Genomic DNA, 26,414 nt, shown 5'->3' with positions numbered 1-26,414 from the left:
TTCACTACATCTGTCGACACCCACCTTGCACCCTGCCCCCTCGACGCTCCTCGATCGGCCCGGGCATGGCCGATACGGCTGCGGTGGTGGCATCGCTGGCGTCCGGTCCCGTGCGGGTCCCGACGCACCCTGGGGAAGCCCATGTCTGATAGCAGTGCCATGGCGGACGCCCCCCCGGTCCTGGTCATCGCCTATGACGAAAAGGTCCGGGCCCAGTTGGCCCAGAGCCTGACGCCGTTCGGCATCAGGGCCGTCCCCTGCGGGAGTTTCTGCGCGGCCGAGCAGGTCGCGCTCGCGGAGGCCTGCCGGGGGGTGCTGGTGGACCTGACCGCCATGATCAAGGCGAAGTCGGAGGAGAGGATCGTCGCCCACACGCTGGCCACCTTCTTCCCGGTCCTGCGGGTGAGGGCCATGGGGCCGGTCGTCGTCCCGATGTCGATGCCGGGTGACGCGCGGCAGGAGAAGAGCCTGAGCGACTTCGTGATCAAGGGGTGCGCGGGATACCTTCCCCGGCGGCTTCGCAGGCACCGGCGCAAGCCGATCTGCCTCCCGACCGCGCTGGGAGACTGCCGGGGATTCACCCTGGATCTCTCCTGGGGAGGGGCCTTCATCGCCGACATGAATCCCGAGCGCTTCTCGGTCGGGGACCGGCTGACGGTGACCTTTCCCGATTTCGGCTTCGATGTCGCGGTGAGGGTAGCCAGGGTGCAGTTGTGGGGGGAGCACCGTCCCCCGGGGATCGGGGTGGAGTTTGCCGCGCCGGGGCCGGAGCTGGAAGAAGCCTTGCGGAGTCTGTTGCGAAGCGAAAGGGATAACGATTACGACCGGATCATCACGTAAAAGGAAGGAAACCATGGTAGATGCCAAGATTCTGGAACTGCTGAACACCACCGAGGAACGACTGGTAGAAAACCTTCACAAGGACGTGGCCGAGATCTTCACCACCATGATCGGCATCGAGATTACCTCGAGCGAGGTGGCCGAGACGGCGACCCAATTCAAGGAGAGCGTGAGCGCCATGGTCGGCTTTGCCGGCGGCTACAACGGCATGATCAGCCTCAACACCCCCCGCTCGCTGGCCCTCCACTTCGCCTCCCAGATGCTCGGCATGGAGGAGGACGAGTGCGAGGGGGAGATGGACGACGCCATGGGGGAGATCGCCAACATGATCGGGGGGAGCTTCAAGCACCAGTTCGTGAAGGACGGCCACGAGGTGCGGCTTTCCACCCCGTCGGTCATCCGGGGTGACGAGTACCACATGACGGTCGGCACCATCCCCGGCGGGCTCACCCTCCGCTTCGAAACCGACGCCGGCCACTTCACGGTCAGCGTCTACCTCGAAAACGGCGACTGACCGGGGCCTCCGCCGCGGGGGATCTCCCGGCACCATTGCCGAACCGGCAGGGGAGGGGGCTTTGCCGTCTCCTTAGTACCCCCAGTAGGGGCCGGTCCCCAGCGACGAGTCGGTCCCCTCGATCCCGACGTAGATGCTTCGTCCCAGGAAGAAGGGGAGTCCCCAGTCGAAGGCTCCGGCCATGTTGGCCCCCAGGTCGTTGAAGACGTTGTTGTAGCTGTTGAAGAGCGCCGTCGAGTTGGCGAGCTGGAAGCTGACCTGGCCGCTGGGCGACCCGTAGGCGCCGCTGTTGGTGGCGGAGAGGGCCATGGTCTGGGAGGGGGCGAACCACCCCCCGGAGTCGAGCGGGATCCCGGAGTCGGGGAAGAAGAGGCCGTTGGAGCCGCTGTCGAGGAAGCTGCTCGACAAGACGGTGCCGTTGAAGGTGGTGGTGAACTCCCCGTAGCCGTCGGCCGGGTAACCGGTCACGCCGGAGGGTGTGTTGTTCGAGCGGGTCCCTATCCCGAGGATGAGGGACCCGTTCACGTAGGAGGCCCCGGAAAGGGAGACCCCCGGAAGCTGCAGGAGCACCCCGTTGTTGTCCACGGGAAGGAGCGAGACCGGGTTCTGGACCTGGCGGGCGAGCGAGACGGTGGTGCCGCTGCAGGTCGATCCGCTGCAGCTGTAGTAGTTCCCGTTGCCGGCGCTGGCTGCGCAGGCGGCGCCGCAGTCCTGGGCGAAGAGCCCCACGCCGAGGATCCCGTTGAAGCCCCCGGCCGACGGGCTCGTGTCGGCGTTGCTGCAGGCGCGGGGGCGGGTCCCGAAGGTGGAGTCGATGACCTGGATGGGGACGGTGACCGCCGGTTCTCCCCCCAAGACCAGGTCGGCGCTCGCCACCGGCCCCCAGTGCGAGGAGCCGTCGCCGTACTGGACGCATTCGGTCAGTGTGCCGGAGCCGGCCGGCAGCTGGGGAAGGGTGACGTTCAGGGCCTGCTTGAAGATCCTCAGCCCGTAGCTACCGGTGTCGAGGAGGAGGTCGGAGACGGTCTGGCAGTTCGAGGTACCGGGAGTGCAGATGGTGACGCTCACGCACGGCTTGTTGGGGTAGGAGCCGCTCGAGCAGAGCGAGCCGTTGACGGTGACCGTCATCACGTTGCTCCCGGAGCCGGTGGAGGCGGGCTGGCCGGCCACCGTGAGGCTGGCGGAGCTGGAGAGGGAGCCCGCCACCGGCTGGGTTACCGCCAGGGTCGCGGTGATGGTGGTGACCCCGGCGGTGAGCGTGGTGGCGGTCCCGGCCGAGCCGGAGGCGTTAGTGATGGTGGCGACCGAGGTGGAGGACGAGCTCCAGGTGACCAGCGAGGTGACGTCCTGGGTAGAGTCGTCCGAGTAGGTGGCGGTCGCGGTGAACTGCTCCGTGTTCCCGGCGGTGACCGTCGGCGCCGAGGGGGAGACCGCCAGCGAAACGACGGTGGCCTGGCTCACCGTCAGGGTGGTCGACCCGGAGATGGTCCCCGGGATGGGCTGGGTGGTGGCCATGGTGGCGGTGATGGTGGTCGATCCCGTCGTGAGCGAGGTCGCCTTCCCGGCCGAGCCGGTGGCGTTGCCGATCAGGGCGACCGAGGGGAGCGAGGAGCTCCAGGTGACCGAGGCGGTGAGGTCCTGGGTGGTGTGGTCGGAGTAGGTTCCGGTCGCGGTGAACTGCTGGGAGCTTCCGAGCGCGACGGTGGGGGTGGCCGGTGCTACGGCGATGGAGACCAGGGTGGCCGAGACCACGGTGAGGGTGGTCGACCCGGTGATCCCCCCCGAGCTCGCCGTGATGGTGGTGGCGCCGGGGGCCACCGCGGTGGCTACCCCTTGGCTCCCCGACTGGTTGCTCATGGTGGCGACCGAGGAGGCGGAGGATGTCCAGAGCACCCGGCCGGTGAGATCCTGGGTCGAGTTGTCCGAGAAGGTCCCGGTGGCGATGAACTGGTGGCTAAGCCCCATGGCAAGGGTGGGTGCTGCCGGGGTGACGGTCAGGCCGGTGAGGGTGGCCGCGGTCACCGTGAGGGTGGTCGAGTCGCTGATCGGTCCGGAGCTGGCGGTGATGGTGGTCGACCCGACCGCCACCGCCGTCGCTTTCCCGATCGATCCTGCGCTGTTACTGACGGCAGCCACCGCGGTCGACGAGGAACTCCAGGTCACCGAGTCGGTGACATCGGCGGTGGTGCTGTCGGAATAGGTCCCGATGGCCTTGAACTGCTCCGTGGTGCCGAGGGCGATCCCCTGGCTGTCGGGGGTCACGTTGAGGGAAACGAGCGTCTTGGTGGCGGTACTCGCCGGGGCCCCGGAGCCCCCTCCGCCGCAACCGGCCAGTACCAGCATCATCATCAGGAAGACCAACAGCCTATCTAATTTCATGCACGCTCACCCCGCTCGGGAGCCGGGCGGGCAGGTACGCCCTTCCCCGCAACCCCCGCATGTGTCCCCACGTCTCCACCACCATCGAACCGGTCACCAGCCGCTGCCGCCTGCGTCCGGCCACCCGCGGCGCCTTTTGGCGTGCCGCCGAGTACTCCCCTGCGTATCCTCCCAGTAGTTGCGAGAGGTCGGGATGGAGGTTTCCTTCCCAGGCGATGGCGAAGACCACCCCGTCGGCCGACAGGTATTCTCTCACAACTGTGGCGCGGTCCGCCATCTCATTAATGGTGTAGCCGTTACGGGAGATGGCGGCGCGGTGGGTGGCCGAAAGGGCCGTGCGGTCGGCGGCGACCGAGGAAGGTGGGCCTCCGAGGGTGGCCCCGGCTGGCAGCGGGAGAAGCAGCATGGCTGCGAGGGCGAGCGGCGTGAACCTGGCCGGCATGGGACTCTCCTGACATTGTCGTTATGGGCGGTTAGCCCCGGGAGAAATTCGTGTCTCCGGTAGGGGGGCTGTCCGTACCGGACCCGTTACCAAGCCGCACCGGGGCAGTGGTTCCGGCGATGATAACAGGGGGCATGGCTTGTGTGGGTGAAGTGTTGTTGAGAAGTGTAAAGAAGTGTACCGGGGCGGAATCAGACGACTCCGGCGAGGCCCAGGAGGGCGCCGGCGGCTATCAGCCAGAGGGGATGGAGACGGGTGGAGAGGAGGGCGGCCACGGTGGCGGCGGTCAAAAGCCAGGCGCCCGGGGTGTGGTCGGCACCGCGGGAGATGATGCAGCCGCTGGCAAGGACGAGCCCCACCGAGAGTGGCGCAATCCCCTGCTGGACGATCCCCCGCCAGGGGGAGCTCTTCATCCTCTCCCAGAGGTTGGCTGCGCCGAACATCAATAGCGCCGGCGGACCGCTCATGGCTGCCGTGGCGACGATCGCCCCGGCGAGCCCGGCGACCTGCCACCCGATCAGGGTGGCGATCAGGGAGTTGGGACCCGGGGTAGCCTGCGAGATCGCCACCAGGTGGGTGAAGGTCTCCTCGCTCATCCAGTGGTGGGTCACCACCGCCAGCCGGTGCATCTCGGGGACCACGGTGCTCGCCCCTCCGAAGGCGAGCAGCGACAACACCGCGAAGCGGTACATCAGTTCGAGAAGGGGGTTCATAGCGTCCTCCGCTTCTGCCAGGCCGCCACCAGCATGCTCGCGGGGGCGAGGGCGAGCATGAGGGGGGGGAGCGGGAGATGGAGAATGAGCACCCCTGCCAGGATGAGGAGGGTGAAGATCCAGGAGGGGAGACTGCGGCCGAGATCCCTCCCCATCCGGACCCCCATGGCGAGGATCAGCCCGGCCGCCACCGCCGCTATCCCCCGCAGCATGGCATGCACGGCCGGGTGGCTCGCATAGCGGCTGTAGAGCGAGGCGATGGCCAAAACGAGGAGGAAGGGGGCGACGATCAGCCCGAGGAGAGAAACGACGGCGCCGGTCGCCCCCTGGAAGCGGGCGCCGACGCAGACGGAGAGGTTGGTGATGGTCGGCCCCGGGATCAGTTGGCTCAGGCCGAAGAGCGAGGTGAATTCCTGCGAGGTGAGCCATCCCCGCTCCTCGACCAGCGCCCGGCGGGCCCAGGCCATCACCCCCCCGAAACCGACCAGCGAGATCCGGGTGAAGCCCCAGAAAAGCCCGGCGTGGCTGATCCCGGCGGGGGAGGGGAGCCGCTTCCCGACCGCGAGCGGCTCCCCCGTCAGGCAATCTTCCCCGGGCGTCACCTGACCTCCTCGGCCTCGCTCCCTACCGGTATGGCGCAGAGATCGGCCACCGCCGCCGCGGATTTTTTCCGGTAGAGGATGAGGGTTCCGGCCAGGCCGCAGGCGGCGGCGAACATCATCCAGTAGCCGGGCGCCCCCTTGTCGCCGGTCGCCTTGATGAGCCAGGTGGAGACCACGGGGGTGAAGCCGCCGAAGAGCGCCGTGGCGAGGCTGTAGGCGAGCGAGAAGCCGACCGTCCGGATGTGGGCCGGGATCACCTCGGTGAGGGCCACCACCATGGCGCCGTTGTAGCTGCCGTAGAGGAAGGAGAGCCACAGTTCGATCGCCAGCATCTTCTGGAAGGTCGGCCCCGCCACCAGCCAGGAGAGGGCGGGGTAGGCGGTGGCCAGGGTGAGGAGGGTGAAGAAGATCAAGAGGGGCTTGCGGCCGATGCGGTCGGAGAGGGCGCCCATGATCGGGAGCCAGATGAAGTTGGAGACCCCTACGCAGAAGGTGACGATCAGGCTGTCGGTGTCGCTGAGCTTAAGTACGCTTTTGCCGAAGGTGGGGGTGTAGACGGTGATGAGGTAGAAGGAGGTGGTGGTCATGATGACCAGCATCATCCCGGCGATCACCACCCCCCAGTTCTCCAGCATGGAGCGGAAGATCTCCCTGGTGGAGGGGCGATGGGTGCGGCTTCTGGCCAGGAATTCCTCGGTCTCCTGCAGCGAGCGGCGGATGAAGAAGATGAGGGGAACGATCATGCAGCCGATGAAGAAGGGGACCCGCCACCCCCAGGAGGCGACCTCCGCCTTGGTGAGGAGGATGTTGAGCTCGTAGCCGATCATGGCCGCCACGATGATGGCCACCTGCTGGCTGGCCGACTGCCAGCTGACGTAGAATCCCTTGTGGCCGGGGGTGGCCATTTCGGAGAGGTAGACCGAGACGCCGCCGAGCTCGACCCCGGCCGAGAAGCCCTGGAAGAGCCGGCCGATGAGGACGCAGAGTGGGGCGAGGAGGCCGATGGTCGCGTAGCCCGGGACGAAGGCGATCATCACGGTCCCCAGCGCCATCAGGGCGAGGGTGACGATGAGCCCCTTGCGGCGCCCGACCCGGTCGATGTAGGAGCCGAGGATGATGGCCCCTAAGGGGCGCATGAGGAAGCCGGCCCCGAAGGTGACGAAGGTGAGCATCAGCGAGGCGAACTCGCTGCCGGCGGGGAAGAAGGCCTTGGAGATGTAGGTGGCGTAGAAGCCGAAGAGGAAGAAGTCGAACATCTCCAGGAAGTTACCGCTGGTTACCCGTAATACGGCCCCTAGTTTCGTTTGCTGCCCGGTTGACATAGTCTCTCCTCCTCGCGAAGCGGATGGGTTTCTAAAACGGTATTCTAGGGACCCGCGAGGTAGCTGTAAACATTGGGCCGAAAAGGAAAGTATTATCTTTATTGGCATTTTTGGCGATTTCGGCAACTTGTACCCTCGGTCCTGAAGGGGCGAGGGTGAAGGACCTTTTTGTTATCCCCTCTCCCCACGGGAGAGGGTGGCCGAAGGCCGGGTGAGGGTAGCCGTTAGAACCTCCCTCACCCCTGCCCCTCTCCCGGAGGGCGAGGGGATATGGAGTGGCGCCCCTCTCCCCTGAAGGGGCGAGGGGATCTCAAGTGAGAGCCCCTGTGCGGCGAGGGGTTGTGGTAGCAATGGGTTTCATTTGCTTTTTCTCCCGTGACTCATTAAACTCTGGGCTTCGTCCGCCCCGTATCCGATTCGCACCGCCCCGGAGATCCGCATGGTGATTAGATTCGGCAGGATGTCCCTGCGCAGCAAGATCAACGGGCTGGTGTCCCTCACCATCTTCTTCGTGCTGGCCATGGTGGTCTCCGCGACCTGGTACCTGGTGGTGGACCTGACCTTCCGGGAAACCGGGGAACGCGCGCTCGTGGTGGCCCGTACGGTGGCGGGGCTACCCGAGGTGGTGAAAGCCTTCGCAGAGCCCGACCCGTCGCGCACGATCCAGCCGCTGGCCGAGACGATCCGGCACGAGACCGGCGCCGAGTTCGTGGTGGTCAGCAACCTCAAGCTCATCCGCTACAGCCATCCCAATCCGGCCGAGATCGGCCGCCACATGGTCGGGGAGGACAACGCCGAGGTGCTCCAGGGAAAGGAGAGCATCACCCGCGCTACCGGCACTCTCGGCTACTCCGTGCGGGGGAAGGCGCCGGTCTTCGACGCTCACCACCGCCAGATCGGGGTGGTGTCCACCGGCTTCCTGGTCCGCAACGTGCGGGGCAACGTCTCGAGCCTCCTCTTCAAGCTTTTGGGCATTGCCGCCGTCGCCCTCCTGGCGGGCTTTGCCGGCTCCTATCTCCTGTCGGGACACGTCAAGCGGCAGATACTCAACATGGAGCCCGGCGAGATCGCCTTCAGCGTCCAGGAGCAGGCCGCCATCCTGGAGGCCATCCGGGAGGGGATCATCGCGGTCAACGCCGAGGGCTTCATCGTGAGCTGCAACCACGAGGCGAAGAAGATGCTCGGCCGGGAGCAGGATGAGCTGGTCGGCTCCCACATCGCCGAGGTGCTCCCCAACACCCGGCTTCCCGAGGTGCTCCGCGACGGCCTTCCCCAGTACGACCAGCCGATGGTGGTGGGTAACGCCCTGGCGGTGGTGAGCCGCGTCCCGGTGGTCCTCGGCGGCAAGGTGATCGGCGCGGTCAGCACCTTCCGCGACAAGGTGGCCCTCGAGCAGATCGACCGCCGGTTGGCCGACATCGGCCGCTACGTGGACACCCTGAGAAGCCAGCGGCACGAGTTCATGAACAAGCTCCACCTGATCTCCGGGCTCATCAGGATGTCCGATTACGATTCGGCGACCGCGGTCATCGACCGGGTCAACGAGGAGTACCAGAAGGCGATGGAGTTCTACCTCGCGCGCATCCGGGACACCGCCATCGTCGGCATCCTGGTCGGCAAGACCCACCGGGCCGACGAGCTCGGCATCCAGCTCCAGGTCTCCTCGGACTCGCTCGTCTCGGAGCACTGCCCGCACCGGGAGGTGGTGGTGGCGGTGCTGGGAAACGCCATCGAGAACGCCTTCGACGCGCTCCAGTCCTTCTCCGCGGCGGGGAGGGTATCCGTCCTGGTACGGGAAGAGACGGACCGGGTGCGGGTGGAGGTCACCGACAGCGGTCCGGGCATCGACCCCTCGGTCGCGGGACGGATCTTCGAGGACGGGGTCACCACCAAGGGGGAGGGGAGGGGGCTTGGGCTCGCCTTGGTAAAGAAAATGGTGGAAAGCTGCGGAGGGGAGATCGGGGTGACCGGTCGGGAGGGGGAAACCATGGTCAGCGTCGTGCTTCCGACGTCAGGAGGGGTGAATGGATAGCCTTAAGGTGCTGGTGGTCGACGACGATTTCATGATCGCCCGGATGCACGCGAAGTTCATCGAGCAGCAGGAGGGGTACCGTCCGGTGGGGATCGCCAAGAACTTCCAGGAGACCATCGAGCTCGCCCGGGAGCTCCGCCCCGAACTGATCCTCCTCGATGTCTACCTCCCCGACCGCTCGGGGATCGAGGCGCTGCGGGAGATCCGCGGCGAGAACCTCCCCTGCGACGTCATCCTCATCACCGCGGCCAAGGAGATCGAAACCATCGAGGAGGCGTTCAGGCTGGGGATCTTCGACTACCTCATCAAGCCGTTCGACCTGGATCTCCTGAAGGGGGCGCTCGCCAAGTACCGGCAGTTCAAGAGCCACCTGCTTTTGGGGGGCAACGCGGACCAGAAGTTCGTGGAGGGGCTGAAGCAGTTCCGGGGTCCCAAGACGGCGCCGCAGCAGTTGCCGAAGGGTATCGACCAGCGGACCCTCGAACTGGTGAAGGGGGTGCTGATCGCCGATGCCTCCTTCCGTACCGCCGACCAGATCGCCCAGACGGCGGGGCTGAGCCGCTCCACGGCGCGCGCCTACCTCGATCATCTCGTGGAACAGGGGATGGTGGAGGAATCGCTTCAATACGGAGCGGTCGGGAGGCCTCAGCGCCAGTTCCGCCTCAAAAACGGCTAGACGTCCCCCCTTTTTCACCCACCTCTGCACCCCTCATCCGAAGGAGGGGACTGGCTCCGCCAGGTGCCTGTCCCCTCTGCCACCAAAGGGACGGGAAATCGGTGCCGTTACCCGCAGCAGTTTTCCGCGGCAGCCGCGGCGGCCTGTTCGTTGCATTTTTCGACCGCCTCCTTTAGCCAGGCGATCTCGTTGGGGAGGAACTCCTTGGTATACTCGGTCCCCACGTTGAGGGCCCAGTGCAGCGGAGGGGTGGTGGTCAGCGTCAGCATGTGGCCGGGGACCTCGACGTAGCGCTTTTCGCCGCCGTCGGCGATCCAGGCGATCATCCGCTCCATGGTGTCGAAGAGCATCAGGTAATCGTTGCCGTTGGCCTGGGTGATGACCGGGATGATGTCGCGCTGACCCTCCGGGGCGTCCCCCTCGTGGTCGCCGAGGATGGGGATGAAAAAGGTCGAGTTGAGGAAGAGGTCGTAGAATTGGGACTGCTTCTTCGGGTCGTTCACGTTTTCGCGCAGCTTGACGAGCGCCTCGTCGATCGGTGTCATGGGTGTTCCTTATCTGTTGGGATTGGGTGCCACAGTACAGAACGACGCCGTCATAGACAAGGAAATTCAGTCAACCCATAACCAAAATACCTAAACCCTTTGAACGCGGATGACGCGGATTGGAGGATTTCCGCGGATAGATCTTAAGGCCTTCGCTACATACAGTCCGAAGCTTTTCAGTGGTAACCCAAAGACTTTTTTTGCCTCATCCGCGTACATCCGCTCAATCCGCAAAATCCGCGTTCCCTGTCTTTGACTGGTAATGAGTTTGCGGAGAGGGGAGGGGAGGAACTGGAGAGGTCAGCGGATGAGGGGGGCGATGCGGTTGATGTCGAAGCCGGTCATTACCCTGCCATAGATCATGAAGGTCGGGGTCGACCTCACCTTGTTCTTCTTCGCTATCTCCTGGTGCTCTTTCTGCAGCCTGATCCCTTCGGGGGTGATGACCGCCGTCCGCGGATCGTACTTCCCGCTCTCCACCTCGAGGTAGGCCCTCTCCCGGTCCTTGGCGGAAAGGATGTACTGCACCTTTTCCTTGGCGCCGGGATGGATCGCCAGCGGTAGGAAGAATATGTAGCGGGTCACCTGCGGTTTCCCCTGGAAGTATGCTTCGGCCCTGCGGCAGTGGGGACAGTCGGGATCGGTGAATTCTATCACCATGATCTTGCCGGAACCGACCTTGACCGCCTTGTCGAGGTCGAGGCTCTCGGCGCCCCGCGCGGCCCCGGCGCCCATCGGCAAACCGAAGGCAAGGGCCGCCAGCATCGTTATCAGGTGACGTAGTAGTATCTTCATGTCAGTACCGTATGCTGAAGCCGGCAAATTCGCCGGTGTACTCCCCAGGCTCCTCGGTCAGTTGTTCCACCTGGGCGAGGTCGGGACCGCGCCGGCACCACTCGACCATCGCCCGTACCGCCTCGTCTTCCCCCTCGAAGCATCCTTTCACCGAGCCGTCCGCCTGGTTCGCCACCCAGCCGCACACCCCAAGCCTCGCCGCGGTGCGCGCGGTGTGGTGGCGGAAGGCCACCCCCTGCACGCGCCCGCGGACGACGACGGTTACCCGTGTCCTCATTTCTTCCCGAGCTCCATGGAGCGGGCGACGCAGACGTCCACCGCGTTGATGGTGGCGGCGCGGAAGCCGTCCCGGTCGAGTTGGTGCATGGCGGCGATGGTGGTCCCTCCCGGGGAGGCCACCTGGCTCTTGAGGACGGCCGGGTGCTCGCGGGTCTCCAAAAGAAGCTTGGCGGTGCCGTAGACGGTCTGGGCGGCGAGCGCGGTGGCCACGTCGCGGGTGAGGCCGTGTTTCACCCCGGCATCGCTCAACGCCTCGATGAAGGTCAGCACGTAGGCGGGCCCGCTCCCGGAGACCCCGGTCACCGCGTCGAGGAGCTTCTCCTCGACCACGCAGCTCGTTCCGACCAGGTCGAAGACCCGGCGGGTGACCGAGAGATCGTCGTCGGTGGCACGGGTGCCGCGGGCGATGGCGGTGGCACCCTCCAGCACCAGGGCGGGGGTGTTGGGCATCACCCGCACCACGCGGGCCTCGGCCCCCAGGACCTCTTCGATCGCGGCGCACTTAACGCCTGCCATGATGGATATGTAGAGCTGGTTACTTCCCTGGACCTCTTTGAGCGCCTGGGTGAAGACCTGCGGTTTCACGGCGAGGATGACCACGTCGCTTTGGCGGCAGAGTTCGCCGTTGTCGGAGATGGTGCGGATGCCGTAGCGCTCCGCCAGGTGCCCCCTTCGCTGCTCGCTCGGCTCGGACACCGTCAGGTTGGCCGCCGGAACCCCTCCGGCCAAAAGCCCCTTGATGATGGCTTCCGCCATGTTGCCCCCGCCGACAAAGCCAGTTTTCATCTCCTTGTGCATCGCGTCCCTCCATAGCAAATTTCTAACTAAGACTGTGATAGGTAATCAAATAAGGGGTAAATGTCAACCTCAAACCCCTCGTCTCTTCAGCGAGGGGGTGCCTGAATTATATATACCCTCACCCCTGCCCCTCTCCCCTAAAGGGGCGAGGGGATACTTTAATGCAGCCCCTCTCCCTCCGGGCGAAGGTGGCCGCAGGCCCGTACCATATATACCCTCGCCCCTAAAGGGGAGAGGGTGGCCGAAGGCCGGGTGAGGGAGGTTTTCATCGGGAAAGGTGCATGGCGACAGGCGGGTGCCGGATATTGCATCTGCTATAGTTTACCAAGGAGGTGGGCCATGACCGCACTCTTCAAGGGGCTTACCGGCAACGTGCTTATCTTCGGCTTTGTGAGCCTCTTTACCGACGTCTCCAGCGAGATGATCTATCCCCTGCTCCCGCTCTTTCTCTCTTCGGTCCTGGGGGCCGGCCCCGCCTTCCTCGGCGCCATCGAGGGGGTGGCGGAGTCGACCGCCTCCCTGTTGAAACTCGCCTCGGGCATCATGTCGGACCGCGTGCGGGCGAGAAAGGGGCTCGTCCTCTTCGGCTATTCCGTCTCGGCCCTCATGCGCCCCTTGATCGGCGCCGCGCACTCCCCCCTCGCGGTCCTCATCATCCGCGCCGGGGACCGGATAGGGAAGGGGGTCCGCACCTCGCCGCGCGACGCCCTGATCGCCGACTCGGTCGACCCATCCCTGCGGGGGAAGGCCTACGGCTTTCACCGCTCGATGGATAACGCGGGGGCTCTCATCGGCCCGCTCCTCGCCACCCTCCTTTTGTCCGGCTGGCTCCAGGACGACCTGCGGACGCTCTTCTGGCTGGCCGGCATCCCCGGGCTCATCGCGGTCTTCCTCATCATCTTCAAGGTGCAGGATTCCGGACGGGAGGTCCCGGCCAAGCAGCAGGTGCGCCTCGCGCCGCTGCCGGCCGGCTCCCTGCGCCGCTACCTCTTCATCCTCTTCCTCTTCACCCTCGGCAACTCCTCGGACGCCTTCCTGCTCCTTAGGGCGGGGCAGCTCGGCATGCCGCTCGTCAGGGTCCCGCTGCTTTGGGCCTTTTTCAACGCGGTGAAGATGCTGGCCAGCATGCCGTTCGGCGTCCTCTCCGACCGGATCGGCCGGCGCAAGGTGATCGTGGCGGGGTGGCTCGTCTACGCCCTTTGCTACTTAGGCTTCGCCTTCGCCTCCCGCGAGTCCCACATCTGGCTCCTCTTCGCCTGTTACGGTCTTTTCTACGGACTCACCGAAGGGGTGGAGAAGGCCCTGGTGGCCGATCTCTCCGATCCCTCGGTGAGGGGGGCGGCCTTCGGCTGGTACAATTTCGCCATCGGAGCGGGCGCGCTTCCCGCGAGCCTCATCTTCGGCCTCATCTGGCAGCGCTTTGGATCGCTTGCCTCCTTCCTGGTCGGAACCGGACTGGCTGCCGTTTCCGTGGTACTGTTACTGCTCCTGGTGAAACCTCCCGCTCGTACTCAGTAGCCTCCCCGCCTCGGCCCCTCTTTCGGCTTGATCCCCGATCGCTCTTCGCTCTGATTTCCCGCCGTGGCTCAGTCATAACCCCGCCTGACTGTCAGCAAGCCCCTGGCCCGCAATCCCAACTGTCTCTGATCGGTTTTTCCACTATTGAATTATCTGCCTCTTTATATGGCACGACTTTCCTATGTCACAATGATTACTAACAGTTAGTCTCCGGCTGGAAGTTTCTGCGCGTAAGGTGCTGAAAAACAATAACTGTTAAAAATAATTAATATTGACATTGAGAAAAGCAGACGGGTAATATTCGTATCACTGGGAAAAATTTGACAGTCTGAAAAAAAGCGCTAAAGTTTTCCGGACACCGCTCGATACAGTATACGTATGCAGCAGTGTGTTCGCCGAGTTGTTCTGAAAGTTTTGTGATTTCGACTGATAGAACCGTCCTTTAATATTCGGATTTTTGTGTAGTGTAGTCTTTTTAAGAGAGTATTAATGCTGCTACTTGCAATGTCATCAAAACCCTTCGCTTGTGAGAGTGCCGCCGGCCCTAACCGGACCGCAAGGCCCTCGTCTATCATAGTTCCACCCTCATATACAGTTCCTACTCACATCAAAACTTTGCTGCAGGCTGGCGCCTCCCGGGAACGGGGTTCGGTGTCATCGGCCGGCCCGGGGCGTTAGCTTCCGGCCGGGGGGCCGAGCCTTGCGCGCGGCTCCGGTAACGACGAACAGTTCGGCAGTTTGACCGACGCGAACCCGGTGGATTCCTCCCCCTTGGTGGGTGCATTTCCCTGCTCCACCGGTTTCTTCGCGCCCGTGTACGGTAGATCCGCGCAACCAGCGGGAGAATGCCCTCAAGAACCAGATTTCCCAGATACTCGCGAGACAGGAGGAGTTGCATGTGCATTGACTTCAAAAGGTTCTGCCGTTTGCTGCCCGCCCTTTTACTGGCGGCGTTGCCTGCCGCGGCGCTGGCGGATGGGTCCGTCGACTCGACCACGATCCTGAGGATCGAGGAGGACAACCATGCCGGATTCCAGAGCAAGACCCTGGCCCCGCTCACCGAGTTCTTCGGGCTCGACGCGGACCAGCTGGGAGACGGCAGGCTCTCCGCCCACCTCTACGGGTGGGGAAGGGTGAGCCTGGCCGACCGCTACGACCCGATCGACGGCGGTGACAGCAGCGTAGGCGGCGCGCTCAACTACGGCTACCTGCAGTACCGCTTCGATCACGCCAACGCCCGCGCCCGCGCCGGCCGCTTCTTCGTGAACGAAGGGATCGTGAACGAGCAGCTGGACGGCGGCAGCTTCAAGACCGACCTCCCGTACGGCTTCGGGATCTCGGCCTTCGGCGGTGCCACCGTGCACACGGTGAAGATCCCCGGCGCCGACACCGACGGCAAGGGTGACGCCATCACCGGCGGCCGGGTGAGCTACCGCAAGGGTGGCCTCCTCGAAGTCGGTTTCTCCGGCGTCTACGAGACCGACGCACCGAGCGTCTCCAGCAACAACTTCCTCCCCGGCACCTTCGGCAGCCATCGCCTGCTGGGCGGCGACATCTGGTTGAGGCCCTTCCAGATGGTGCAGATCTCCGGCCACACGAGCTACAACACCGAGACCAAGGGGATCGCCGAGCACAGCTACCTCGTGCAGGCCTTCCCTGTCAGCAAGCTGACGCTGGCCGCAAGCTACGACGAGCAGCGCGACCGCTCCTTCTTCTACTCTTCGCTGCTCTTTGCCGACATGCTCAGGAATCTCAACCAGAATTCCAAGGCGATCGGGGGGATGGCGACCTACAGCCTGACCGACAACGTCGACGTCACCGCCGACTATAAGAATTACAAGCGCGACGTCGGGCGCGCCGAGCGGTTCGGGGGCGAGGTGAGGGGGAACTTCCTGAAGAACACCCTCCGGGCCGGGGTGGACTACCACTACCTCCGGGCCTCCGAGAACTTCGCGGTGGTCCCGGTGGACGGCGCCTCCGGCTCCTACCACGAGGCCCGCGGCTACGTCATGCACGACACCAAGGGGTACTTCGCCTCGCTTGACCTGATCGGCTACTTCTTCAAGACCCGCATCGAGAACCGCAACAACGCGTGGGAGACGGTGGCCGGCCTGGGCTACCACCTGACCCCCGACCTCTCGCTCTCCGGTGACCTAAGCTACGGTCAGAACCCGCAGTACAACGACGAGCTGAAGGGGCTGGTGCGGCTCACCTACAATGTCAAATTCGCCGACAAAGGAGACAAGAAATGAGACGCTCCCCGCTGATATCCGCGCTGCTTGTATTGGTCGCGCTCTTCTTACTGGCCGCCTGCGCCCAGATGAAAGCGTTGCCGAACCTCCCCGCCACCCATCCGGAAGAACTTTCCAGCGGGCCGGTGAGCTGCTCCGAATGTCATGAGGATCAGCAGAAGGGGACCATGAAGCCGTTCGCCGCCTTCAACCATTCCCGTATCTTCGTGAAAAACCACCGCTTCTATGCGGCAACCGACGACGCGCTGTGCGCTACCTGCCACAAGTTCTCGTTCTGCGCCGATTGCCACACCAACAAGATCGAGATGAAGCCGTCGGTCAAAAACGGCGACCGCCCGGACCGGATGATGCCGCACCGCGGCGACTACATCACCCTTCACAAGATCGAAGGGAAACTGGACCCCGCCAGTTGCTACCGCTGCCACGGCCGAACCAATAACGAGCGCTGCGTCGCCTGCCATCGATAGGAGAGGATAATGCGTATCAAAACCGCCTTGTTCATGACCATTTCCGTTCCCCTGGCTCTGGCTGCCTTGGCCGCCTGCTCCGGCGGTGGCGGCTCAACCCCGACCGTGGACCCCAACGGCAAGCACCCCGACAACTGGGTGCAGCAGCACTGGGTCTCCTACGACCAGGCCAATGGCGGGAGCTCCGACGTGACCGCCAACACGGCCTGCTCCGAGTGCCACTCTTACGACCTTTCCGGCGGCATCTCCAAGGTGGGGTGCTTCACGGCGAGCTTCAACGGGCAGTCCTGCCACGCCAACGCCGACCACACCCTGGGGCACCCCTCCGGCTGGGTCACCCCCGGCGACGACCAGTTCCACGCCTGGGCGACCTATAACGGCACCACGGTGAGGGGGAGCGCGGTGCTCGACTCCGCCAGCTCCTGCGGGCTTTGCCACGCCACCGGCAGCGGCGGGACCCAAGTTGCCGGGACCCCCTCCTGCCTCTCGAACGACCCCGCGTTCGGCCTCTCCTGCCACAGCTCGAGCCCGGCGGTCAAGTCGAGCGGCTGCGCCTCCTGCCACGGAGCGCCCCCGAACGGCACCAGCTACCCGAACCGCGCCGGCTCCCACGCGGCCCATATCGGCGTCGGCATCGACTGCTTCGCCTGCCACTCCGGCTACGGCACCGGCACCGACCGCCACGCCACCGGGGCCGCCACCAACGGCTCCGCCGCCTTCATGAACTTCTCGACGGTGTTCGCGGCCGAGACCGGCGGCTTCCGCTACCAGGGGGGCAAGTGCTCCGGTGTCAGCTGCCACGGCGGCAAGCAGACCCCGGCCTGGGGGGTGGGCTCCATCAACGTCGCTACCGACTGCCTCGCCTGCCACCAGCAGCTCGACCCGACCAATCCCCAGTACAACAGCTTCCACTCGGGGAACTTCAACGCCATCAACATGCACGCCTTCCACCTCGCCACTGCCAAGCCGGGCGCCGGGAGGCTCATCTTCTGCACCGACTGCCATAACGTGAACCAGCTGACCACCGCCAATCACTTCGCAGGTCTCGCCACCCCGGGCTTCGAGTACGACCCGGCCAACACCATCGGCGGGGGGGCGACCAGCATCACGACCTACAACGGCACCACCACCACCTGCACCAACACCTGCCACTCCGTGGCACCCGCGACGGCCAACTGGGAATAACGGCGGCCTGAGCTAAGGAAGAGTCAGATGAGAAAGACAATCGCCCTGGTATTCATCCTTATCCTGCCGCTCATCTTCGGATGCGGCGGCTCCGGCGGAAGCGGCGTCACGGGGACCTCTGCCCCGGCGGCATACTCCATCGCCGGCAAGGTCACCCTGAACGGCGCCGGCTTAGGGCAGGTGACCCTCGCGGTGAGCGGGGTAGGGAACCAGTTCAGCGACGGCAACGGCAATTTCAGCTTCATCCAGCTCTCCAACGGGAGCTACACGGTGACCCCTTCGCGCTCCGGCTACAGCTTCACCCCGGCGAGCGTCACGGTGACCATCAACAATAACGGGGCGGCGGCCGACTTCACCGCCGTCCCCATCCCGACCTACTCGATCTCCGGGACGGTCGCCTCCGGCAACAACGCGGGGTTGGCCGGCGCCACGGTGACCATCACCGACGCCTCCAACCAGCAGGTCGCAAGTCAGGTGACCGACGGGGCAGGGCAGTATGCGGTGGCCGGCCTGACCGGCGGCGCCTACCACGTGGCGGTCTCCCATCCCGACGGCTTCAGCTTCTCGCCGTCCGGCACCCAGGACGTGACCGTTTCCGGCGCCAACCTGACGGTCAACTTCACCGCCGCGGCGGCGGCCACCTACGCCATCTCGGGAAGCGTGGCGGTCTCGGGCGGGGGAGCCCTGGCGGGAGTCTCGCTGGTCCTGGCCGACCAGGCCGGCGCGAGCTATCGGACCACCACCGGCAGTAACGGCTCCTTCAGCCTGCCCGGGATCCCCGACGGCTATTACACGATGACCCCGACCCTTTCCGGGTACAACTTCGTTCCCAACCCGCTCCTGGTCCACGTGAACGGCCAGGACTCTACCGGGAACGCCATCTCCGCCTCGCAGGCGAACTCCGGGTCCGGCTCCATCACCGTGACCCTGTGAAAAAGATTCGGCGCCCGCCGGCAACCGGGGCGCCTTGGGACCATGACACGCAATCAGCCTAACCATAAGCAGAAGGAGGAGTTGTATGTCGATTAACTGGAAGAGGTTCACCTTCGGAGCCCTGGTGCTCGCCTCTTTGGCGCTGCTCCTTTCCGGATGTGGCGACTTCGCCGGCAATACACCGGCACCGAATGTGGCCGCGAAAACGCTGTCCGGGATCGTCTCCGACCCGGCGACCGGGCTGCCGCTGGCGGGGGCGACGGTGACCGCCTACTCTGTCGACCAGAACGGCGTCGAGTCGACTACGCCCCTCAGCATCTACCCGGTAACCGCCACCACCGACAGCAAGGGGGCCTACCGCCTCAAGATCCCGACCAGCTACACGGGCTCCCTGGTGGTCGAGAGCAAGGTCTCCGGCGGCAGCGCGCTCAGGCAGCTTAGGAGGGCGCTCTTCGTCGGCGGCCCGAGCACCATCCGGGCGGCCGTGCCGGCCAACTTCGTCACCCGCGCCAACATCCCGCCGGTGATGGTCAGCCTGGCCACCGAGGCCTCGGTCGAGTTCATCAAGCAGAACTACGCCGGGACCGGCTTCTCCTCCGGCAACATCAAGAGGTCCTACTCGGCCCTGGAGAACCTGTTCGGGCTGGGCTTCTACCAGACCGCGCCTCCGCGCCGGATCAACGACCGCTTCACCAACAAGGCCCAGCAGGACCTGGCGGTCAGCATCCGCGCCGTGAACCTGGTCACCTCCGGGCAGGTCTCGGTCTCGGCGGCCCACGCCCTGGCCGCCACCACCCCGACCCTGGCCGACATCGTCGCCTCCATGCTCTCCTCCAACGGGATGGGGAACGTGGCGGCCGCCCTCAAGAACGCCATCGTGGTCTCCACCTCCCAGCTGGCCCAGGAGGGTACGGTCCCCCCCGAGTACGTGCCGAGCAGCGTGATCAACACCTCGCTCTCCAACGCCATGAACGCGCCGGTGACCCTCCCTGACGTGTCCGACACCACCTCGCCGACCGCTCCCACCGGGGTGACCGCGAGCGCCCTGGCCGCCCGCAAGGTCAAGGTGACCTGGAACGCAGCCACCGACCCCGACGCCGACGGCGTGGCCGGCTACGCCGTCTGCCGCGTCAACGACGTAGGTGTCGCCTCCACGGTGGCGCTGATCGGCACCCGCGGCTCCTCCGCCTCCACCTTCACCTACCTCGACCTGCTGGCTGAGCCGGTGACCCACTATGTCTACAAGGTCTACGCCTTCGACCCGACCGGCAACTACTCCGAGGCGAGCAACGAGATCGACGTGACCACCCCGGCCCCCTACGACACCGTGGCACCCTCCGCTCCGACCGGGCTGGTCTCGCGCGGCGCCACCGCCTCGCTGGTCTCGCTCACCTGGCAGGGGTCCACCAAGAGCAACGCGGACGGCTCGGTGACCCCGGCGGCCGCCTACTACGTCTACCGCGACTTCCAGCTGATCGCCACCGTCACCACGACCTCGTTTAACGACACCACGGTCGCCCCGGTCACCTCCTACACCTACTTCGTGAAGGCGGCCGACAGCGACAGCAACCTTTCCGACGCCTCGGCCCTTCTGACCGTGCGGACCGCCGCTTCGCCGACCGCCACCGTGCCGGCCGCTCCGTCCGGCCTCACCGACACGGCGGCCTACAACCTGGTCTCCATGAGCTGGACCGCCTCCACCGACGCCGGGGTGACCTACACCGTCTACCGCGACGGCATCCCCATCGCCACCGGGATCACCGGTCTGGCCTACGGCGACGGCGCGGTGACCCCCAACACGAGCTACCGCTACACGGTGACTGCGGTGAAAAACGGCGGCGAGTCGGTGCCGAGTAACCTCCTCTCGGTCACCACCCCGGCCAACCCGAACAACACCACCCCGACCGTCCCCGACACCCCGACCAACTTCGTGGCGGTTTCGGTGAGCGCCGGCGGCGTGTCGCTCATGTGGAACAGCTCGCTCGTGGGCGGCAACCCGGTGGCCGGCTACGTGGTCCAAAGGGGTGACGCCACCGGCAACAACTTCGCCAACCTCGCCACCGTCCGGGTCCCGGGCTACACCGACACCACGGTCTCCCCGTCGACCACCTACAGCTACCGCGTGCTCGCCTACTCCGACGCCGGCATCTACTCCGCCCCGAGCGCGATCTGGCTCGCCCCGGTCCCGGCCCCCATCGACCTGACCGACACCACCGCGCCGTCGGTGCCGACCGGCCTGCAGCTCGCCACCGCCGCCACCAGCGGTTCGGTGGCCCTGACCTGGAGCGCCTCCACCGACAACGCGGCCGTGGCCGGCTACCTGGTCTTCCGCGACGGCTCCCAGGTAGGGAACGTCACGAGCGGCACCACCTTCACCGACGCCACCGTGGTGGGGGGCGCCACCTACAGCTACACCGTCGAGGCCTACGACGCCGCCGGCAACATCTCCGCCGCCAGCAGCGCCCTGCAGGTGAGCACTCCGGCCCCGCCGCCCAACACCTACACCGTCTACGGCCAGGTGGTGCTCAACAACGCCGGCCTCTCCGGGGTCATGCTGACCCTGACCGACGCCAACAACGTGGCCACCACCGCGACCAGCGACCTCAACGGCAACTTCTCCTTCACCGCGGTACCCAACGGCACCTACACCCTTTCCGCCTCGGCCGCCGGGTTCTACTCCTTCGTCCCGCTCACCCGGACGGTGACCGTGGCGGGGGCCAACGTCACCGGCCAGAACTTCGCCACCGTCCTGGTGGGGACCGTCACCGCCGGGACCCAGTACCCCAACGGCACCATCATCGGCGGCATCAGCTACGGCGGGGTGACCATCATCGGCGGGGTGAGCTACCCGACCGGCACCGTGATCGGCGGTATCCAGTACCCCAACGGCGTCATCATCGGCGGCGTCCAGTACCCGGCCGGCACCATCGTGGGCGGCGTCGCTTTCCCGGCCGGTGCGGTGACCACCGGGGTGACCTACCCGACCGGCACCATCACCAACGCGGTAGGCTTCCCGACCGGTGTCATCATCGGAGGCGTCCTCTACCCCTCCGGCATCATCTCGGGCGGCATCCTCTATCCGCCCTACACCGTGACAGGCACCATCAGCTATCCGACCGGGACCGTCTCCGGCGGGCTGATCTGGAACGTGGCCCAGTAGCGATCCTCTGAGACGGGAGTGAATAGTGAAGCAGAAGTGCGTTTTCGCTGAATGCTGTGACAGAAGAACTGCACCCAAGGAGATCGCGATGAGGTGCTTACACTTACAGGTAAGGAGCGGACGATGAGAAACAGTTTGACCATGCTTCAATGCCTACTGTTGGTCCTGGTCATGGCCGCCATGACAGGCTGCGGCGCCAACAATGCCGTCAATAGCGCCGCCGGTGGGGTCCCCGGTTCCCTGAAGGCCAAGCTGAAGTGGCAGGCGCCCCATGCCGCCCACGTGTTTGCCACCTACACCACCTCCACGATTCCCGCCAACGTGGCGAGCATCCGGTTCAGCGTGACCGGCACCGGGACCAACGGGTCGCCGATCCCGGTGGTGAGCACCACCGTTCCCTCCTCCGGGTTGGGCGGGACCGTGGGGGGGATCTATCCCGGCACCGTGGCCCTTTCGGTCAAGGCGCTCGACTCCAGCAACCAGGTGGTCTACGAAGGGTTCGCCCTCCAGGTGAGCGTGGCCGCCAACCAGACCACCGACGCCGGCGTGATCAGCATGAACGCTCCGGTCAACAAGCCGCAGGATGCGGCCTGCCTCGGCTGCCACGCGACCGCCCTGGACGCCACCGGCCAGAACATCGAGGCCAACTTCAAGCAGTCGAGCCACTACAGCTTCACCACCTGGAGCACCGCGGTGGGCAAGCTGGTCCCCGGTTGCGCCGCCTGCCACGGCCCGTCCCACAACAACCCCGACCCGTCCGCGGGCGGTGCCAGCGCCCCGTGCTTCGTCTGCCATAGCGGCAAGGTGGCCGTGCACTTCAACAACTTCACCGGCGCCGGCGCCCATGCCGCCATGTATGCGCCGGACACCGAGCAGTGCGCCTCCTGCCACCAGTTCCACAACACCAAGCACGGCAACGACACGCGGGTGGCCTGGGCCCAATCCGGTCACGGCGACGTGAACGGCGCCGCCTGGGCCACCGAGGACATGCAGGCTCCCGGCCAGCAGGCCTGCCAGCGCTGCCACACCGGCACCGGTTTCAAGGCCTTTGCCCAGACCAATTTCCAGACCTTCGCCATGGCGTCGGTCGCCCAGGCGGGGGACCACCAGCGCCAGGTGCTCGGCTGTGACGGCTGCCACACCGACAACTCCTTCGCGGTCCGTGCCGTGGGGGCCTTCACCACCCAGTACAAGATCAACAGCAACTCGGTGACCGCCACCTTCCCGGACGTCGGCGAGTCCAACCTCTGCATCGCCTGCCACTCGGCCCGCGAGAACGGGGTGGACGCGGTCACCAACTTCGCCAACGCCAGCTTCAAGAACTCGCACTACATGGCGGCGGCGGCCCTGATGTACATGTCGTCGGGCTTCACCCAGTTCACCTCGGCCACCGCCCCCATCGGCACCAGCACCTACGGCAAGACGCTCTCCCCGGACAGCACCAGCGTCCCCAACTTCGGGATCTCCGGCGGTGTCTCCAGTACCCATAGGAAGCTCGGCACTGCCCTCATCCACGGCGACAGCCACAACCCGGCGGTCTTCATTGCCGGCCAGTTCGACGCCAACGGCCCCTGCGTGACCTGCCACCTGAACGCCAACGGCGCACCGGCCGGCGTGCGTGCCGCCCACGGCCACACCCTGGCCATCGACGCCAACGCCTACAACCAGGTCTGCACGAACTGCCACACCTCGGAAAACACCGTCCCGCTCACCGGCGCGAACTTCCAGACGGTCTTCATCGAACCGCAGGCGTCCGCCTTCCAGAGCACCCTCAAGCTCGCCGTGTACCTCCTGGCGACCAAGTGGAACATCGACTACGACTCCACCGCCTACCCGTACTTCTTCGAGCACGGCCTGGCCCACGTCAGCGCGAACCAGGTGAAGGACTGGACTCGCGGGACCGGGAACCAGGCCTTCGGGAAGAAGATGATGGGGGCCTGCTTCAACGTCAATCTCCTGAACCGGGATCCGGCCGCCTACGCCCACGCCCGCAGCTACTCCAGGAGACTTCTCTATGACTCCATCGACTTCCTTGACGACGGAGTCATGAACCTCTCGTCCGGCGCCACCGCCCTGGCAGCCACCTCGTTGGTGGACGGCAACAGCAATCCCCTGTTCACCAAGGGGGCCCAGGCCTACAACGCAGCCAGCGGCAGCATCACCACCATCTACAGCGGCACCTCCGAGGCGATGCTGTACCTGATCGGCTGGTCCCGCACCGACGGCACCTGGAATACTCCGGAGCGTCCGTAGGCGGGTGGCAAGTGACGGCAAACAATAAGGCCCCGCCCGGACCGGGCGGGGGTGTTCCCCGGGATATCCCGTTAACCAAATACTGCAATAGGGCAGAAGAAACCGCGTTGACAACAACCAACACCCCAAGGTAAGGAGAGCACGATGAGAAACATTCTAACCAAGCTGCAACCCCTTCTGGTACTCTTGCTGCTGGTAGCCATGACCGGCTGTGGCGCCAACAACGCCGGCACCGGCACAAGCGGTGCGCCGGGCGCAATCAACGCCAAGCTGACCTGGACCAACGCCACCAAGCTGGCCAAGGCCAAGGCGACCTCCTCCATTCCTTCCAACGTCGCCAACGTCGTCTTCACCGTGACCGGTTCCGGCGCCAACGGCCCGATCCCGGTCGTGAAAACCACCGTGGCGGCTGCCAACTCCGCCTCGGGTTCCATCTCCGGCGTCTACCCGGGCACCGTCGCCGTCGCCGTCAAGGCGCTCGATTCCACCGGCGCCATGGTGTACGAAGGGTACGCCATCAACCTCGACGTCGCCGCCAACGCCACCACCGATGCCGGCACCATCAACATGACGGTCCCCATCGCCAAGGCTGAGGAAGTCCCCTGCCTCGGCTGCCACGAGACCACCCTGGACCTCACCGGCCAGAGCGTCGTCGCCAACTACAAGCAGTCCGGCCACTACACCAACACCACCTTCCAGGATGCCAACGGCGTGGGCGCCGGCTGCGTCGGCTGCCACGGCCCGTCGCACAACACCCAGGACCCGTCCGCCCTCGGGAGCACCCAGCTCACCAACAATCCGGCTGCGGCTACCTCGGTCGGGAGCACCCGCTGCTTCGACTGCCACAACATCGCCAACTCCAACACCGCCATGGTCGGTAACCACGACACCTACTACATGGCCAACGGTAACGCCTGCGCCTCCTGCCACCAGGTCCACAACACCGCTGCCGCCAACATGGAGCGTAAATCCTGGGCCCAGTCCGGCCACGGCGCCACCGACTTCGCCCACATCCAGGGGGGCGGTTCCGGCTGCGCCACCCGCTGCCACAACGCCAACGGCTTCATCGCCGCGGTCGCCAACCCGACCAAGATCGTAAACGGCACCATGGCGGCCGCCGACCAGATGATCACCTGCAACGCCTGCCACACCAACGCACCGCTCGGCAAACTGCGCAACCTCCCGGGCGCCAAAGCCGGCGCCTTCCAGGCGTACACCAGCTCCTCGACCGGCGGCTACGCCTTCGCCCCCTACAACCACCTGAACCCGAACAAGAAGCCGTACTTCCCGGACGTCGCCGGCTCCAACCTCTGCATCGTCTGCCACAGCGGCACCCTGGAAGGCTCCTCCTCCGCCACCGGCTACCGCGTTTCCGATCCGTACTTCGTGAACAGCACCACCGCTCTCAAAGTCAAGAGCTCCAGCACCATCAGTCAGCACAACATGCCGTCCGCGGCGGTCATGTACGTGAAGTTCGGCTTCACCAACCTCTCCACCGGCACCAACGGCCCGACCAACGCGTACCTGAACAGCCTCACCTCCGACCTCGACCCGGGCTACGGCCAGGCTAACGGCAGCATCACCAGCACCCATCGCAAGTTCGGCACCACCGCCATCTACGGCGACAGCCACTTCTCCGCCTCCAACCCGGCACCGAAGTACTTCGGCCAGAACGGCCCGTGCGCCGTCTGCCACCTCTCCGGCAGCCACACCTTCTTCATTGACCAGAAGGCCATCGACGCCGTCTGCAGCCACTGCCACACCTCCGAGGACGGCCAGCCGATCGCTACCGAGGCCGCCTTCAAGCAGTACTTCCTCGACCCGCAGCAGGAGTTCTACAACAACGCCATTGCCCTGGGTGCCACGGTCGTGAACCAGAAGATCGCCGCCTACAACGCCGCCCTGACCAGCACCCCGAACGCCCTGGGCTACAGCACCACCAACCCGCTGCAGTTCCTGGTCGCCGTCAACCCGTTCACCTCCAGCCAGCCGGGTAAACTCGCCTTCGTGAAGTTCCTTGAGCCGGCAGGTAACGCCACCTACCCGACCTACAACACGAGCGACGGGACCATCTTCACCGCGAGCTCCAGCACCACCAGCAGCACCTACGCCGCGCCGGGCACCACCTACGCCAACTACCTTGCTCCGGCCGCCACCAGCTACCCGTACTACTCCACCGACTGGACCAACACCGCCATCGCGCTCGGCTACTCGCAGACCGCCGGCGACATGGGTTACACCAAGTTCGTGGGCGCCCTCTCCAACCTGGCCTTCTTCGCCAAGGATCAGGGCGGCTTCGCCCACGCCAGGACCTATGCCCGCAGGCTGATCTACGACTCCATCGACTTCCTCGACAACGGGAAACTCGACATGTCGGTCAGCGCCACCGCGATCGCCGTCTCCGCTGTCAGCGGCAACATCAACGGCATCCCCAACCCGGTGGCCGGCCTCTACACCAAGGGAGCCGCCGCCTACAACGTCGTGAACGGCGCACTCTCCACCGACTTCGCCGGCACCTCGGAAAGCATGCCGTTCCTGATCGGCTGGAGCCGCAGCACCGGCGCCTGGTCCACCCCGGAACGCCCGTAACCAACGCCGTAGGTTAACCGCAGCACCCGCCCCGCCTCGCAAGAGGCGGGGCCTTTTCATGCCTTGAAGGTTTCCTGATGGGCGCCCATCTCCCGCCGGCAGATCTCCCCTTTCAACGGG

The 26,414-nt window shown here is 65.5% G+C and carries 21 protein-coding genes; 12 read left to right on the top strand and 9 right to left on the bottom strand.

What is annotated here, in order from left to right; translation table 11 throughout:
* The first annotated feature begins 141 nt into the window (after positions 1-141).
* Positions 142-840: a PilZ domain-containing protein gene (locus ACYVL5_RS13670; RefSeq protein ID WP_460596134.1), complete on the top strand. Its 699-nt coding sequence runs from the start codon at positions 142-144 to the stop codon at positions 838-840.
* A 13-nt stretch (positions 841-853) separates the two neighbouring features.
* A complete protein-coding gene (locus ACYVL5_RS13665) occupies positions 854-1,354 on the top strand; it encodes a chemotaxis protein CheX (RefSeq protein WP_460596133.1) in 501 nt (166 codons plus the stop codon).
* A gap of 72 nt (positions 1,355-1,426) precedes the next feature.
* Here ACYVL5_RS13665 and ACYVL5_RS13660 read toward each other — a convergent pair whose 3' ends face one another.
* From ACYVL5_RS13660 to tcuC, 5 genes are all read right to left on the bottom strand, one after another.
* Positions 1,427-3,733, bottom strand: a complete 2,307-nt coding sequence (locus ACYVL5_RS13660) for a DUF3443 family protein (protein ID WP_460596132.1) — start codon at positions 3,731-3,733, stop codon at positions 1,427-1,429.
* The gene (locus tag ACYVL5_RS13655) at positions 3,720-4,175 is read right to left on the bottom strand and encodes a DUF2844 domain-containing protein (protein WP_460596131.1); all 456 of its coding nucleotides are present in this window, start codon (positions 4,173-4,175) and stop codon (positions 3,720-3,722) included. The genes ACYVL5_RS13660 and ACYVL5_RS13655 overlap by 14 nt, the downstream gene beginning before the upstream one ends.
* Positions 4,176-4,366: 191 nt before the next feature.
* Positions 4,367-4,888 carry a chromate transporter gene (locus tag ACYVL5_RS13650; protein ID WP_460596130.1) on the bottom strand — a complete coding sequence of 174 codons (522 nt, stop codon included), beginning with the start codon at positions 4,886-4,888 and terminating at the stop codon, positions 4,367-4,369.
* Positions 4,885-5,490: a chromate transporter gene (locus ACYVL5_RS13645; protein WP_460596129.1), complete on the bottom strand. Its 606-nt coding sequence runs from the start codon at positions 5,488-5,490 to the stop codon at positions 4,885-4,887. Before ACYVL5_RS13645 ends, ACYVL5_RS13650 begins: the two co-directional genes overlap by 4 nt.
* Entirely contained in the window at positions 5,487-6,812 is a 1,326-nt protein-coding gene (gene tcuC / locus ACYVL5_RS13640) for an MFS transporter (protein WP_460596128.1), read from the bottom strand. The genes ACYVL5_RS13645 and tcuC overlap by 4 nt, the downstream gene beginning before the upstream one ends.
* Before the next feature lie 439 nt (positions 6,813-7,251).
* Between tcuC and ACYVL5_RS13635 the strand changes: the two genes are divergently transcribed.
* Positions 7,252-8,844 (top strand): sensor histidine kinase, encoded by a 1,593-nt coding sequence (locus ACYVL5_RS13635; protein WP_460596127.1) that lies wholly within the window; start codon positions 7,252-7,254, stop codon positions 8,842-8,844.
* The gene (locus tag ACYVL5_RS13630) at positions 8,837-9,520 is read left to right on the top strand and encodes a response regulator (protein ID WP_460596126.1); all 684 of its coding nucleotides are present in this window, start codon (positions 8,837-8,839) and stop codon (positions 9,518-9,520) included. Before ACYVL5_RS13635 ends, ACYVL5_RS13630 begins: the two co-directional genes overlap by 8 nt.
* Before the next feature lie 107 nt (positions 9,521-9,627).
* Here ACYVL5_RS13630 and ACYVL5_RS13625 read toward each other — a convergent pair whose 3' ends face one another.
* From ACYVL5_RS13625 to proC, 4 genes are all read right to left on the bottom strand, one after another.
* Entirely contained in the window at positions 9,628-10,065 is a 438-nt protein-coding gene (locus tag ACYVL5_RS13625) for an SseB family protein (RefSeq protein ID WP_460596125.1), read from the bottom strand.
* A gap of 300 nt (positions 10,066-10,365) precedes the next feature.
* Positions 10,366-10,860: a DsbC family protein gene (locus ACYVL5_RS13620; protein WP_460596124.1), complete on the bottom strand. Its 495-nt coding sequence runs from the start codon at positions 10,858-10,860 to the stop codon at positions 10,366-10,368.
* 1 nt (position 10,861) lies between these two features.
* Positions 10,862-11,137 (bottom strand): acylphosphatase, encoded by a 276-nt coding sequence (locus ACYVL5_RS13615; protein ID WP_460596123.1) that lies wholly within the window; start codon positions 11,135-11,137, stop codon positions 10,862-10,864.
* The gene (gene proC / locus ACYVL5_RS13610) at positions 11,134-11,937 is read right to left on the bottom strand and encodes a pyrroline-5-carboxylate reductase family protein (protein WP_460596122.1); all 804 of its coding nucleotides are present in this window, start codon (positions 11,935-11,937) and stop codon (positions 11,134-11,136) included. The genes ACYVL5_RS13615 and proC overlap by 4 nt, the downstream gene beginning before the upstream one ends.
* Positions 11,938-12,276: 339 nt before the next feature.
* Here proC and ACYVL5_RS13605 point away from each other — a divergent pair, with 339 nt between their 5' ends.
* The 8 genes from ACYVL5_RS13605 (at position 12,277) to ACYVL5_RS13570 (ending at position 26,294) form a co-directional block, all read left to right on the top strand.
* Positions 12,277-13,455: an MFS transporter gene (locus tag ACYVL5_RS13605; RefSeq protein ID WP_460596121.1), complete on the top strand. Its 1,179-nt coding sequence runs from the start codon at positions 12,277-12,279 to the stop codon at positions 13,453-13,455.
* 896 nt (positions 13,456-14,351) lie between these two features.
* Positions 14,352-15,707 (top strand): hypothetical protein, encoded by a 1,356-nt coding sequence (locus tag ACYVL5_RS13600; protein ID WP_460596120.1) that lies wholly within the window; start codon positions 14,352-14,354, stop codon positions 15,705-15,707.
* A complete protein-coding gene (locus ACYVL5_RS13595) occupies positions 15,704-16,174 on the top strand; it encodes a cytochrome C (RefSeq protein ID WP_460596119.1) in 471 nt (156 codons plus the stop codon). Before ACYVL5_RS13600 ends, ACYVL5_RS13595 begins: the two co-directional genes overlap by 4 nt.
* Before the next feature lie 9 nt (positions 16,175-16,183).
* Positions 16,184-17,359, top strand: coding sequence for a CxxxxCH/CxxCH domain c-type cytochrome (locus ACYVL5_RS13590; protein ID WP_460596118.1), 1,176 nt, complete (start codon positions 16,184-16,186; stop codon positions 17,357-17,359).
* A 27-nt stretch (positions 17,360-17,386) separates the two neighbouring features.
* Positions 17,387-18,292, top strand: coding sequence for a carboxypeptidase regulatory-like domain-containing protein (locus tag ACYVL5_RS13585; RefSeq protein WP_460596117.1), 906 nt, complete (start codon positions 17,387-17,389; stop codon positions 18,290-18,292).
* 85 nt (positions 18,293-18,377) lie between these two features.
* Complete coding sequence (locus ACYVL5_RS13580; protein ID WP_460596116.1) at positions 18,378-21,452, top strand: fibronectin type III domain-containing protein; 3,075 nt, start codon at positions 18,378-18,380, stop codon at positions 21,450-21,452.
* 123 nt (positions 21,453-21,575) lie between these two features.
* Positions 21,576-23,705 (top strand): hypothetical protein, encoded by a 2,130-nt coding sequence (locus tag ACYVL5_RS13575; protein ID WP_460596115.1) that lies wholly within the window; start codon positions 21,576-21,578, stop codon positions 23,703-23,705.
* A 144-nt stretch (positions 23,706-23,849) separates the two neighbouring features.
* The gene (locus ACYVL5_RS13570) at positions 23,850-26,294 is read left to right on the top strand and encodes a hypothetical protein (protein ID WP_460596114.1); all 2,445 of its coding nucleotides are present in this window, start codon (positions 23,850-23,852) and stop codon (positions 26,292-26,294) included.
* Positions 26,295-26,414: the final 120 nt, after the last annotated feature.

It is taken from the genome of Geomonas sp. Red276, from assembly GCF_054784495.1.
The sequence above is the reverse complement of the archived record's forward strand: the minus strand, read 5'-3'. Positions and strand labels throughout refer to the sequence as shown.